This is a genomic window from Achromobacter sp. ACM04, assembly GCF_014851465.1.
Lineage (GTDB): Bacteria > Pseudomonadota > Gammaproteobacteria > Burkholderiales > Burkholderiaceae_B > Achromobacter > Achromobacter aegrifaciens.
In genome coordinates this window covers 22,031-34,916 of sequence record NZ_JACUZS010000006.1, presented here as the reverse complement: position 1 = coordinate 34,916, position 12,886 = coordinate 22,031, and the positions used below count along the sequence as shown (strand labels likewise).

Sequence of the window (12,886 nt, the reverse complement as noted above, 5' to 3'; positions counted from 1 at the left end):
AAGGAGACAAGCAATGAAGAAAGCACTGCTGGCAGGCAGCCTCGCCATTCTCGCGCTGGGCGCCGCCGCCAGCGCCCACGCAGCCTGGCCCGAACGCCCCATCACCATGGTGGTGCCCTTCCCGCCTGGCGGGCCGACCGACCTGGTCGCCCGGGTGCTGGCCAAGCAGCTGACTGACCAGCTGGGCCAGACCGTCGTGGTCGAGAACAAGGGCGGCGCCAACGGCAACATCGGCATGCAGTACGCGGCTGCCGCCAAGCCCGATGGCTACACCGTGCTGTACAACACCTCCTCCATCGCGCTCAGCCCCAATCTGTACCGGTCGCTGGCCTTCGATCCGGTCAAGGACTTCGCGCCGGTGTCGTCCACGGCGGTGATCCCGCTGGTGCTGCTGGTGCATCCGTCCGTGCCGGCGCCGGACACCCGGACCTTCGTGCAGTATGCGCGCGAGCATCCCGGCAAGCTGTCGTATGGGTCGGCCGGCGCCGGCAACGTCACGCACCTGGGCGCCTTGTTGCTGTTGCGCTCGCTCGAAATCGATGCGGTGCACGTCCCCTATCGCGGCAGCGCCCCGGCCATGACGGATCTGGTCGGCGGGCAGGTGCAGCTCATGACCAATACGCTGAACGATTCGCTGGGCTTCATCCGCGAAGGCAAGCTGCGCGCGCTGGCCGTGACCAGCGGCGCGCGCAGCGAGCAATTGCCCGACGTGCCGACGGTGGCGGAAACGGTGGCGCCCGGATTCGAGATGGGCGCCTGGCAAGGCGTGGTGGTGCCGGCGGGCACGCCCGCGCCGGTCATCGACAAGCTGAACGCTGAAATCCAGCGCGCGCTGCAATCGCCTGAAATGACCAGGCAGCTCAAGGCGCAAGGTGCGCAGGCGCTGGGATCCACGCCGCAGGAATATGCCGCCTACATCAAGAGCGAAATCGCGCGGTGGGGAGAGGTGGTGAAGGCCGCCAACGTGAAGCTGGACTGACGGTTGCTGAAGGCAGATGCAAAAACGCCCGCGAATCGCGGGCGCTTCTGTCTGAGCTGCCAGGCGGACGGCAAAGCTCAGCGGCCGTTGGCCTTGGCCGTGATGCCGTTGGCCGCGCCCATGTCGGTATTTGGCACGTCGCGCAGCAGCACGCGCACGTCCTGGCCCGAGATGCCGATGCTGGCGCACACCGCCTGGTTCAGCGCCGCGATCAGCGCGGCCTTCTTGGCTTCGTCGCGGCCGGAGATCAGCGCGACGTCGACGCGCGCCATGGCCTTGCCGATTTCGCCGCCCACGATCACATGCGCCGCCGGCACTTCCTGCAGCACGATGCGCACGCTGGGCAGCGGCGCCGCGATGCTCTCGACAACGGCGTTGGATGCGGCCTGCAGCAACGCGGCCTTCTGGGCGGCCGTGTGGCCTTCCATGATCTGGACATTCAAAATAGGCATGACTGATTCCGATGTTCCGAAAAAGGAGAAACCGGCCCAGGCGGCCGGCAAACCATCATATCCGGATCAGGACCGCGCCGACGGCCGCGCGGCCTCGATCTGGATTAGGGTTTCTCCCTGTCAGGCCGCCTGGTCGCGGCGCTCGGGTTCGGACTGCTCCTGCGCGTCGACGGCAGCGGCGGCTTCCGCCGCAGGCGCGGTTTCGGCCAGGGCCGGCGTCACCAGCTCCACCACCTTCTTGCGCGACAGCATGCCGATGAACTCATCGTCTTCGCCGGTCACCGCGACCGGCTGGTCGCTGTGCACCAGCTGGGCCAGCACCTCGCCCAGGCCAGCGGTGGCGGGCACGGAAGCCAGATCCTCGACGTAGCGGGAAATGTCGCGCGCGCCTTCCTCGATGGCACGCGTAGCGGCCTCGGCGGTCAGCACGCCGGCCAGCCGCTTGCCGTCCAGCACCGGCGCGTACTCGTAGCTCAGGGCGCGCATGCGGTCCATGGCATGGGCGGGACGCGAACGCATGGTCAGGGTCAGGCGCGCCGGATTCACGGCGTGCGTGGCGTTGAGCACCTTGGTGCGGTTCACGTCCTGCAGGAAGGACTGCACGTAGTCATTGGCCGGATTCAGCAGAATGTCTTCCGGCGTGCCTTCCTGCACCAGTTCGCCGTCCTTGAGGATGGCGATGCGGTTGCCCAGGCGCAGGGCTTCGTCCAGGTCATGGGTGATGAAGACGATGGTCTTGTTCAGCTTGGCCTGCAACTGCAGCAACTGGTCCTGCATTTCGCGCCGGATCAGCGGATCCAGCGCCGAGAAGGCCTCGTCCATCAACAGGATTTCGGCGTCGGTGGCCAGCGCCCGGGCCAGGCCGACACGCTGCTGCATGCCGCCCGACAATTGGTGCGGGTACTGGTTCTCGAAGCCCGACAGGCCCACCTGGTCCAGCCACTCGCGGGCGCGCTTTTCGCGTTCGGCGCGACCGACGCCCTGCACGGTCAGGCCGTAGGCGGCGTTGTCCAGCACGGTGCGGTGCGGGAACAGGCCAAAGCGCTGGAACACCATGCTCATCTTCTTTTGACGGAAGACTTCCAGGTCGCGCTTGTTCAGGCTGACCACGTCCACGCCGTCGACCAGGATGTGGCCGGCGCTGGGTTCGATCAGGCGGTTGAAGTGGCGGATCAGCGTGGACTTGCCGGAACCCGACAGGCCCATGATGACGTAGATGCTGCCTTCTTCGATCGACAGGCTGATGTCGCGCAGGCCCAGCGTGTGGCCGCTTTCGGCCAGCAGCTGTTCCTTGCTCATGCCGCCCTGGGCGGCTTCCAGCCATTTCTTCGGGTGCGGCCCGAAGACCTTGTAGATGTTCTTGACCTCGATCTTGCTCATCGCTGGCCTCCCATGCGCATGCGCTGTCCATACGATTGCGTGATCCGGTCGAACAGCACGGCCAGCACCACGATACCCAAGCCCGCCAGCAGGCCGCGGCCCACTTCCAGGCGGTTGATGCCCAGCAGCACTTCATAGCCCAGGCCGCGCGCGCCGATCATCGAGGCGATCACCACCATCGACAGCGCCATCATCGTGGTCTGGTTGATGCCGGCCATGATGTTGGGCAAGGCCAGCGGCAACTGCACGCCGAACAGCTGCTGGCGCGGATTGGCGCCGAAGGCGCGCGAGGCTTCCAGCACTTCGCGATCGACCAGGCGGATGCCCAGGTCGGTCAGGCGGATCAGCGGCGGCACGGCGTAGATCACGGTGGCGATGATGGCCGGGATCTTGCCGAGGCCGAACAGCATGACCACGGGAATCAGGTACACGAAGCTGGGCATGGTCTGCATCACGTCCAGCACCGGCAGCATGATGGAGCGCAGCCAGTTGACCCGCGCCATCAGCACGCCCAGCGGGATGCCGATGATCACCGACAGGCCGGCCGCCATGATCATGAGCGCCAGCGTCTGCATGCCGGCGTCCCACAGGCCCAGCACGCCGATCACGCACAGCAGCGCGCCCATCGCCAGGCTCAGGCCGATGCGGCGGCTGACGCCCCAGGCGATCGCGATCGTCACCGCGACCACCGCCCACCAGGGCGAATTGCGCAGCAGCTGCTCCAGCCACACCAGGGCATGCAGCACGGGCTGGGACAGAGTCTCCAGCGTGTCGGCATAGTTGGTGACCAAGTGATCGACAAAGCCGTCGATCGCCCCCCGGACCTGCCGGGCGGGAATAATTTCAGGAAACATTCGTTCTACTCCATTCTGGCGCACTCACCGCCCGGACCGCGCCCGCATGCCCAGGAATCGGGCAATGCGGCGCAAGCTTGCGGCTTCCAGCTAGAAAACGGCCGGCCATCCCGGCAGCGCCAGCGCATCTCGGTCCGGGCGCGAGCGCCCGGCCGGCGGCCATCCTGGCCAAGAAATCCGGCCCCATGAAGGGCCGGAGCGCACCGCGACGGCGCGCAGCCAGGAACATGGCGGGTTACAGCGCGCTTTGGACGCGCCCGGCGACGTCGGCGGGGACCCACTTGGTCCAGACGTCGGGTTTGTTCTTCAGGAACCACTTGGCCACGGCGTTGGCTTCGTCGCCGGACTCTTCCATGTGGGCCAGGGTTTCGTTGATCACCGGCAGCGGCACCGAGACCTTGGACAGGAATTCGGTGAGCTTGGGCGCTTCCTCGGAGAACTTGGTGTTCACCGCCGTGAAGACGGGATTGTCGGGATAGGCGCTGGGTTCGGGCTTGGCGCACTTGGGCGACGTCAGGCACTTGTGCTTTTCGGCGTCGTAGGGCGGCATGTCCAGCTTGACCAGGTCCATGGAACCCACCAGCGGCGTGGGCGACCAGTAGTAGAAGACCACGTTCTGCTTGCGCTTGTAGGCCGACATCAGGGCCGCCTTCTGCGCCGCGCCCGTGCCGGGCGAATACAGGGTGTAGCTGTCGTCCAGTTTCAGGGCGTGGAACAGGTTGTTGCTGGTGATCTCGCAGCCCCAGCCTGCCGGGCAGCCGTAGAAACGGCCCTTGCCGGGCTCTTCCGGATCCTTGAACTTGTCCTTGAACTTCGGCAGGTCGGCCGCGGACTTCAATTCGGGCAGGCGCTCCGCCGTGTAACGCGGGATGTACCAGCCCTCGGCGCCCATGTAGAGATCGCCGATGCGCTTGACCTTGCCGGTCTTCTCGGCGCGGTCCCAGGGGTCGGCGACGCTGTTCAGCCAGATCTCGGTATTGATATCCAGGTCGCCGCGCTCCAGCGCAGCCAGGGCGGGCAGGGTTTCGGTCGGCAAGGTCTCGGTCTTGCAACCGTAGCCCTTTTCCATGATGAAACGTTCGACGTCGACCAGGACCAGATTGGATTCCCAGTTCATCGCGCCGAAATTGACCGGGCGCTTGATTTCGCACTGGACGGCGTCGGCGGCTTGGGCCGCACCGGCGAAGGCGAAGAACACAGCCGCGGCGGCCAGGGTCTTGACAGGGGTAAAACGCATTGGCTTTTGCCTCCATAGGTTCAGGGACACACGCCAGGCTTGGGCCCGGAGGTGCCATGGAGCTAAGGGGGTTGTGCGGAAGACGGGCAGAACCGCCAATACAAACCGACACTAGCAACAAGACGGTCCGCGAGGGTGCGGCATCTTGCAAGACAGGAGCTTCAAAAACGCAGTTTTTGAAAACCCACAGAAAGTGAACAAACTGAACGAAGAAGCCAGCATCTTAAACGAAATTGATGCTCAGCCCAACCCCACCTCGGAATGAATCAGATACATTTCCGGAAAAAACGGTCCGGGATTACCCGCAATCGCAAGGAGTGAAACAGCAGCTTTCCCTAGGGGATTTTGATTCAGACGCAAAGATACATTTAGTAAATAATAAATTCATATCCATACGCTTTAGCGGTTTCGAATTGGCCGGAAATCGCGCTTCCGGCCAGTGGGCGGACGCGTTTCGGCCCACTTCTCGGTGTCAAACCCATTGAAACCGGCCATCCTGCGGACACCCGCTGACCGCTACTCGTTCTTGGCGTACATGTAGTCCCGGCGCCAGGGGTAGGCGAGGTCCGGCGGATTGTCCAGCTCATCGGCGCGTCCTGTCGCCGGATGCTGGCCCAGGATCTGGTGCAGCGCGATCCAGCCGTGCTCGAACGCCATGGCGCAGCCGGCCAGGTACAGCCGGTAGGCGCGCAGCGAACGCTCGCCCTGCTCGCCGCCCAGGATGCGCGCCGCTTCAGGCAGGCGCGCCTCCAGCGCATCGCTCCAGGCCCACAGGGTGCGCGCGTAATGCGGCCGCAGGTTTTCCACGTCCACCTCTTCCAGCCCGCCGTTGGTCAGGGTTTCCATCACCACGCTGACGTGGGTCAATTCGCCGCCCGGGAAGATGTACTTCTCGATGAATTCGCCCATGCCGTTGCCCAGCTCGGCGTTGTAGACGCCGGCCGCGGTAATGCCATGGTTCATGATCAGTCCGCCCGGCTTGAGCAGGCGGCGCAGCTTGGCGAAGTAGCCCTCGAGCTGGGCGCGGCCCACGTGCTCGAACATGCCGACCGACGCGATCTTGTCGTAGGGCGCGGATTCGTCCAGTTTGCGGTAGTCCAGCAGTTCCATGCGGACCCGGCCTGCGAGCCCCTTCTCCTGGATCAGCTTGCTGACATGGGCATGCTGGTTGCGCGACAGCGTGATGCCGGTGGCGTCCACGCCGTAATTCTCGGCAGCCCACAGCAGCAGGCCGCCCCACCCCGCCCCCACATCCAGGAACCGCTCGCCTGCGCGCAGGCGCAGCTTGCGGCAGATGTGGTCCAGCTTGGCCTCCTGGGCCTGGGCCAGCGTCATGCCCGGTTCACGGTAGTAGGCGCAGGAATAGACCCGTCGCGGATCCAGCCAGAGCGCGTAGAAATCATCCGACAGGTCGTAGTGGAATTCGATCTGCTTGGCGTCGCGTTCGACCGAATGGCGCCAGACCGACACCACCTTGCGCACCAGCTCGGTCAGCCAGCCGCCGCGCGCCGCGTCCACCGGCGATCCCGGCAGCAGCGCCGACGCCGCGGCCATCACATCGCGCATATTGCCTTCGATGTCGATGCGGCCTTCCACGTAATCCTGCCCCAGCACGCCCACTGCGCCTTCGGCCAGGTGCGCCAGCGCAGTCTTGTCGTGCGTGACGAAACGAACGCGGGGTTCGGGCGGCCCCAGCACGGCGCCGTCGGGCAGAACCAGCTGGACCGGGACCGGCAGGGCCTGGAGTTTGCGTTCCACAACAGACAACAAAGGATTCACGACTTCTCCTCTGGAATACGTACGGACCGCAATGACTTTATCGGAAAAAACTTGCAATTTGCTTGTAAGGTTGCCCGTGATACAGTCGTTTACTTGGCCCAAACCGTGCAACAAACCGCATCCGGGCCCTGTCACTGCGCTACCCCGCAATCCACATGCCCCCATCACAGTCTTTTCGCAGCGGCCTGCCTGGCTGGCTGATACTCATGGGCGCGCTGACCGCAATCGGTCCGTTCGCCATCGATATGTACCTGCCCGCGTTCCCCACGATCGCGGCGAACCTGGGCGTGTCGCGCGGCGACGTCGAACGCACTTTGGCCGCCTACCTGATCGGCCTGGCGATGGCGCAGGTGTTCTATGGCCCGATGGCCGACCGCTACGGGCGCAAGCCGCCGCTGCTGGTGGGGCTGACGCTGTTCATGATCGCTTCGCTGGGCTGTGCGCTGTCGGGGTCGGTGGAAGCGCTGACCGGCTGGCGCGTGGTGCAGGCCATGGGCGGGGCCGCCGGCATTGTGATCCCGCGCGCGGTCATCCGCGACCACTACGAAACCCATGAAGCCGCGCGCGCCATGTCGCTGCTGATGCTCATCATGGGCCTGGCCCCCATTCTCGCGCCCCTGGCGGGCGGCCAACTGCTTGCCATCACCTCGTGGCGCAGCCTGTTCTGGGTCATGCTGGCCGGCGGCGCGATGTTGATGGCTGCCGTGATCCTGATCATGAAGGAATCGCTGGCGCCTGAACGCGTGGTGCCCCTGCGCTGGGAAACCATCCTGCGCAACTACCGCGACCTGTTCGCGCATCGCGGCTTCATGGCGCACAGCCTGGCCGGCGGTTTCGGCCAGGCCGGCATGTTCGCCTACATCATCGGCTCGCCGCGCGTCTTCATCGAACTCTACGGCGTGCCGCCCCAGTACTACGGCCTGCTGTTCGGCACCAACGCGCTCTCGCTCATCGTCTGCTCGCAGATCAGCGCGCGCCTGCTGCGCACCTACACGCCGCGCCAGTTGCAGCGCCGCGCCCTCACCTCGCTGGCCTGCGCCAGCCTGGCGGCGGTCGCGCTGACGCTGGGCGGCTGGATGACCCTGCCCCTTCTGATGCTGTGCCTGATCTGCTACATGGGCAGCCAGGGCTTCGTGAATCCCAACTCGGCGGCGCTGGCGCTGGCGGACCAGGGCAAGCGGCTGGGCGCGGCTTCCGCGCTGTTGGGGACGCTGCAATTGTCCTGCGGCGCGCTGGCCGGTTTCGCCGTCAGCGCCTGGCAGACCGACAGCGCCCTGCCCCTGACGACCACGCTGGCGGCCTGCGCCTGCCTGTCCTGGATCTCGGGCCGCGTGGCGCAATCGCACACCAAGTAGCCTGGCCGCTTGATTTATTTAGGCTTTTCGTATTAGAATCTAAGTCTTCACATGAAGTTTCCCGTGCCGGACTACTATGCTTTGTAGTTCAGCACTCTGACCCCAACCGCGCAACGTCTGGCGATTTTCTTAGGAAATCCCAGAGATTCTTCCAAGAATTCCGCGGGTGGCAGGCAGCGGGTATAAGCACTGGGGCGGACCAGACGGGCTTTAACAGCCACTCCGATCCCCCCTCATCCACTAAGACTGGGTGGCCGGCAAAGGCAGCGCAAGCGCCTCTACAGCCCGGCGGCTGAAACCCTGTCTACCCCCCAAGCGATGCGCGACAAAAGAACGACCTAAAGAGGTGCATCCATGGCACGCGTATGCCAAGTGACCGGCAAAGGCCCGATGGTGGGCAACAATGTTTCGCACGCGAACAACAAGACCAAGCGTCGCTTCCTGCCCAACCTGCAATCGCGCCGGTTCTGGGTTGAAAGCGAAAACCGCTGGGTCCGCCTGCGTGTTTCGGCCAAGGCCATCCGCACGATCGACAAGAACGGCATCGACGCCGTGCTGGCCGAAATGCGTGCCCGCGGCGAACTGGCTTAATCAGCCTCCCCGCCAATCTACATACTAGGAGCACGACATGGCCAAAGGTATCCGCGAAAAGATCAAGCTCGAGTCGACTGCCGGCACGGGTCATTTCTACACGACCACCAAGAACAAGCGCAACATGCCCGAGAAGATGCTGATCAAGAAATTTGATCCGGTCGCTCGCAAGCACGTTGACTACAAGGAAACCAAGCTGAAGTAATTCAGCCGGTTTTCCCGCAAGTCGAAAAGGCCCTGCACCGCAGGGCCTTTTTTCATTTCTGGCGAGCGCCGCATGGGGCGCCTTGTCTATTGCCCCGGGGCGAAGGCCCATGTTCCAATTGGGCCGCTGTCATCCGCCGCGCCTGCTGGCGCCAGATTCCCTCTCCACGCGATATCTGACATGTTCCGTCCCTGCCTTACCCTGCTGCGCCGCGCCGTGGCGCCGGCACTCCTGGCCCTGGCGCTGGCTCCCGCCGCCTCGGCCAAGGACAAGGAGCCACCCATCCGCATCGGCGAGATCAACAGCTACAAGGCGATACCCGCCTTTCTTGGCCCCTATAAAAAGGGCTGGCAGCTGGCGCTGGAAGAGGTCAACGCCGGCGGAGGTGTGCTGGGCAGGAAGCTGGAAGTGATCTCGCGCGACGACAACGGCAACCCCGGCGATTCGGTGCGCGCGGCCCAGGAATTGCTGGCCCGCGAAAAGGTCGAGCTGCTGTTCGGCGGATTCCTTTCCAATACCGGCCTGGCGCTGACGGATTTCGCCAAACAGCAGCAGGTGTTCTTCCTGGCGGCCGAGCCTCTCACCGACAAGATCACCTGGCAGGACGGCAACCGCTACACCTACCGTCTGCGCCCCTCAACCTGGATGCACGTGGCGGCGCTGGCCCCCAAGGCGCTGGCCTTGCGCAAGAAGCGCTGGGCCATCGTCTACCCCAACTACGAGTATGGGCAGTCCGCGGTGGCCACCTTCAAGGCCATGATGACCTCGTTCCAGTCCGACGTGGAGTTCGTCGCCGAGCAGGCCGTGCCGCTGGGCAAGGTCGATGCCGGCGCCGTGGTGCAGGCCCTGGCCGACGCCAAGCCCGACGCGATCTTCAACGTGCTGTTCGCCGCCGACCTGACGCGCTTCGTGCGCGAGGGCAATACCCGCGGCCTGTTCGAGAACCGCGCCGTGGTGTCGGTGCTGTCTGGCGAACCCGAATACCTGGAACCGCTGGGCGCCGACACGCCCACCGGCTGGATCGTCACGGGCTACCCCTGGTACGCCATCGACACCCCGGCCAACACCACGTTCGTCGAAGCCTACAAGAAGCGCTACAACGAAACGCCCAAGGTCGGCTCGGTCGTGGGCTACGCGTCCCTCATGTCCATCGCCCAGGGCCTGAAGGCAGCGGGCGAAGTGGACACCGAAAAACTGGTCGACGCGTTTGCCGGCCTGAAGGTGGACACGCCCTATGGCCCCATCCAATACCGCAAGATCGACCACCAGTCGACCATGGGCGTGTACGTGGGCGTGACCGCGGTGGAAGACGGCAAGGGCATCATGAAGGACTTCGCCTATATCGACGGCGCACGCCTGCAGCCGCCTGACGAGCAAGTGCGCAAGATGCGTCCGGCGCACTGATGAGCCTGTCCGGGCTGCTGCTGCAACTGCTCAATGGGCTGGCGGACGCCAGCGCGCTGTTCCTGGTCGCCGCCGGCCTGTCGCTGATCTTCGGCGTCACGCGCGTGGTGAACTTCGCCCACGGCTCGTTCTACATGCTGGGCGTCTACCTGGCCTGGACCTTCACCAACTACTTCGGCGACGGCGCCGGCTATTGGGCCGGGCTGCTTCTGGCGGCGCTGGCCACGGGCCTTATCGGCGCGGCCGCCGAATGGCTGGTGCTGCGGCGCCTGTACCAGGCGCCTGAACTGTTCCAGCTGCTGGCGACCTTTGCACTGGTGCTCATCATCGGCGACGCCGCGCTGGCCATCTGGGGCCCCGAAGACCTGTTCGCAGCGCGCGCCCCCGGCCTGTCTGGCGCCGTGCAGATCCTGGGCCGGCGCTATCCCGAATACGACCTGCTGCTGATCGCCGCCGGCCCCGTGGTACTGGGCCTGCTTTGGCTGCTGCTGATGCGTACGCGCTGGGGCCGGTTGCTGCGGGCCGCGGCGGAAAATCGCAAGATGCTGGCCGCGCTGGGCGTGAATCAAGCCTGGCTGTTCACCTCGGCATTCACCCTGGGCGCGTTCCTGGCCGGCCTGGGCGGCGCGCTGGCCGCGCCGCGGGTACCCGCCACCCTGGGCCTGGACCTGGAGATCATCGCCAGCGCGTTCGTGGTGGTGGTGGTGGGCGGCCTGGGTTCGATTCCCGGCGCCTTCCTCGCCGCCTTGTTGATCTGCTCGGTCAAGGCATTGTTCGTGTTCCTGGGACAGGTGCAGATCGGCCCCTGGCTCTTCAATCTGTCCAAGCTCACGCTGCTGGCGGAATTCGCCGTGATGGCCGTGGTGCTGGTCGTGCGGCCCTGGGGTCTGCTGGGCAAACCGCCCGAGCCGGCATCCCACACCGCCGCCCCGGAGCGCCCCATCGCGCCGGCCGGCCGCGGCCTGCGGCTGGCCTATGGCGCGCTGTTGGCGCTCCTGGTACTGGCGCCGGTGGCGGCCGCTCACAGCCCCTATCTGGGCATCCTGCTGACCGAAATCCTGATCGCCGCGCTGTTTGCCGCCAGCCTGCATTTCCTCACCGGGCTGGCCGGCATGACCTCGTTTGGCCATGCCGCCTGGTTCGGCCTGGGCGCCTACGGCGCCGCGCTGCTCCTGAAGCTGGCGGCCGTGCCGATGGAAGCGGCGCTGCTGCTCGGCCCCTTCGCTGCGGCGCTCGGCGCCCTGCTGTTCGGCTGGTTCTGCGTGCGCCTGTCGGGCGTGTACCTGGCGATGCTGACCCTGGCGGTGGCGCAGATCCTCTGGGCGCTGGCCTATCAATGGGATGACGTGACGGGCGGCAGCAACGGCCTGATCGGGCTGTGGCCATCGGCCTGGCTCGCCCAGGGCCCCTGGTTCTATTACCTGACGCTGGCGCTGTGCGTCGCCGGCATCGCCTGGCTGCGCCGCCTGGCGTTCTCGCCGCTGGGCTATGCGCTGCGCGGCGTGCGCGATTCGGCCCTGCGCGCCGAGGCGCTGGGCATGGACACGCGGCGCGTGCAATGGGCGGGCTTCGTGGCCGCGTCTTTCGCCGCCGGCCTGGCGGGCTCGCTCTACGCATTTTCCAAGGGCAGCATCGCGCCCGACACGCTGGCCGTGAGCCGCTCCGTGGACGGACTGGTCATGGTGCTGCTGGGCGGGTTGCAGACGCTGGCCGGCCCGCTCGTTGGCGCTGCGTCCTACACCTGGCTGCAGGATGCCGCCGCGCGCAGCACCGAGTACTGGCACGCGGTGCTGGGGCTGGCCATCCTGGCCCTGGTCATGGCGTTTCCCGAGGGGCTGGCCGGCGCTGCCTCGCGCCTGGCCGCAAGCTGGAACAGGAGGCGCGCATGAACACCGCCCCCCTGCTGCGAGTCCGGGACCTGCGCAAATCATTCGGCGGCATCGACGCGCTGGCCGGCGTGTCCTTCACGCTGGAAGCGGGCCGGATGCTGGCGCTGATCGGCCCCAACGGCGCCGGCAAGTCCACCTGTTTCAACGCGCTGGGCGGCCAGCTGCGGCCCGACTCGGGCTCCGTCCTGCTGGACGGCCGCGAACTGGTAGGCCTGTCGGCAGGCAGGATCTGCCGGCTGGGCGTGGGACGCACCTTCCAGACCGCGGCCACCTTCCGCTCCATGACGGTGCGCGAGAACGTGCAGACTGCGCTGCTGTCGCGCGACCGGCTGCTGCTGAATCCGTGGCGCCGGGCCACCCGGCACGCGGCCGAGGAGGCCATGTCGCTGCTGTCCCAGGTGCAGATGGCGGACAAGGCGCAGGAGCATTGCGGCACGCTGGCCTACGGCGACGTCAAGCGGGTGGAGCTGGCGATGGCGCTGGCGCACCAGCCGCGCCTCTTGCTGATGGACGAACCCACGGCGGGCATGGCCACCAATGAACGCCATGCGCTGATGCGGCTGACGCGCACGCTGGCGGACACCCAGCGCATTGCGGTCCTGTTCACCGAGCACAGCCTGGATGTTGTGTTCAAGCACGCCGATCGCATCGCGGTGCTGGTGCGCGGCAGCCTGCTGGCCGAGGGCGAACCCGCAACGATCGCGGCCGACGAGCGGGTCCGCGCAGCCTATCTGGGCACGGAAGCGCCGCAGCCGGCCTGA

At 66.0% G+C, this 12,886-nt stretch carries 12 protein-coding genes; 7 read left to right on the top strand and 5 right to left on the bottom strand.

The genetic code is table 11. The annotated features are described in order from the left end of the window. Nucleotides 1-13 precede the first annotated feature (13 nt). A complete protein-coding gene (locus IB259_RS28565) occupies nt 14-979 on the top strand; it encodes a tripartite tricarboxylate transporter substrate binding protein (protein ID WP_192330771.1) in 966 nt (321 codons plus the stop codon). A 77-nt stretch (nt 980-1,056) separates the two neighbouring features. On the opposite strand, the gene IB259_RS28560 is transcribed toward IB259_RS28565, so the two are convergent. From IB259_RS28560 to IB259_RS28540, 5 genes are all read right to left on the bottom strand, one after another. Continuing rightward, nucleotides 1,057-1,431 carry a tautomerase family protein gene (locus tag IB259_RS28560; protein WP_054451217.1) on the bottom strand — a complete coding sequence of 125 codons (375 nt, stop codon included), beginning with the start codon at nt 1,429-1,431 and terminating at the stop codon, nt 1,057-1,059. A gap of 120 nt (nt 1,432-1,551) precedes the next feature. Beyond that, complete coding sequence (locus IB259_RS28555) at nt 1,552-2,811, bottom strand: glycine betaine/L-proline ABC transporter ATP-binding protein (protein WP_054451216.1); 1,260 nt, start codon at nt 2,809-2,811, stop codon at nt 1,552-1,554. Continuing rightward, the gene (locus IB259_RS28550; RefSeq protein WP_054451215.1) at nt 2,808-3,665 is read right to left on the bottom strand and encodes a proline/glycine betaine ABC transporter permease; all 858 of its coding nucleotides are present in this window, start codon (nt 3,663-3,665) and stop codon (nt 2,808-2,810) included. The genes IB259_RS28555 and IB259_RS28550 overlap by 4 nt, the downstream gene beginning before the upstream one ends. 235 nt (nt 3,666-3,900) lie before the next feature. Then, nucleotides 3,901-4,902: an ABC transporter substrate-binding protein gene (locus tag IB259_RS28545; RefSeq protein WP_054451214.1), complete on the bottom strand. Its 1,002-nt coding sequence runs from the start codon at nt 4,900-4,902 to the stop codon at nt 3,901-3,903. A 516-nt stretch (nt 4,903-5,418) separates the two neighbouring features. After that, nucleotides 5,419-6,681 carry a class I SAM-dependent methyltransferase gene (locus IB259_RS28540; RefSeq protein ID WP_156337314.1) on the bottom strand — a complete coding sequence of 421 codons (1,263 nt, stop codon included), beginning with the start codon at nt 6,679-6,681 and terminating at the stop codon, nt 5,419-5,421. Nucleotides 6,682-6,887: 206 nt separating this feature from the next. Here IB259_RS28540 and IB259_RS28535 point away from each other — a divergent pair, with 206 nt between their 5' ends. The 6 genes from IB259_RS28535 to IB259_RS28510 all read left to right on the top strand — a co-directional run bounded on the left by IB259_RS28535 (nt 6,888) and on the right by IB259_RS28510 (nt 12,886). After that, complete coding sequence (locus IB259_RS28535; protein WP_054451213.1) at nt 6,888-8,036, top strand: Bcr/CflA family multidrug efflux MFS transporter; 1,149 nt, start codon at nt 6,888-6,890, stop codon at nt 8,034-8,036. 354 nt (nt 8,037-8,390) lie between these two features. Continuing rightward, nucleotides 8,391-8,627: a 50S ribosomal protein L28 gene (gene rpmB / locus IB259_RS28530; protein ID WP_006385639.1), complete on the top strand. Its 237-nt coding sequence runs from the start codon at nt 8,391-8,393 to the stop codon at nt 8,625-8,627. Nucleotides 8,628-8,664: 37 nt separating this feature from the next. Next, nucleotides 8,665-8,832 carry a 50S ribosomal protein L33 gene (gene rpmG, locus IB259_RS28525; RefSeq protein ID WP_003810296.1) on the top strand — a complete coding sequence of 56 codons (168 nt, stop codon included), beginning with the start codon at nt 8,665-8,667 and terminating at the stop codon, nt 8,830-8,832. A gap of 180 nt (nt 8,833-9,012) precedes the next feature. Further along, nucleotides 9,013-10,236: an ABC transporter substrate-binding protein gene (locus IB259_RS28520; protein WP_054451212.1), complete on the top strand. Its 1,224-nt coding sequence runs from the start codon at nt 9,013-9,015 to the stop codon at nt 10,234-10,236. Further along, nucleotides 10,236-12,125, top strand: coding sequence for an ABC transporter permease (locus IB259_RS28515; protein ID WP_192330769.1), 1,890 nt, complete (start codon nt 10,236-10,238; stop codon nt 12,123-12,125). Before IB259_RS28520 ends, IB259_RS28515 begins: the two co-directional genes overlap by 1 nt. Next, a complete protein-coding gene (locus tag IB259_RS28510) occupies nt 12,122-12,886 on the top strand; it encodes an ABC transporter ATP-binding protein (protein ID WP_125471073.1) in 765 nt (254 codons plus the stop codon). Before IB259_RS28515 ends, IB259_RS28510 begins: the two co-directional genes overlap by 4 nt.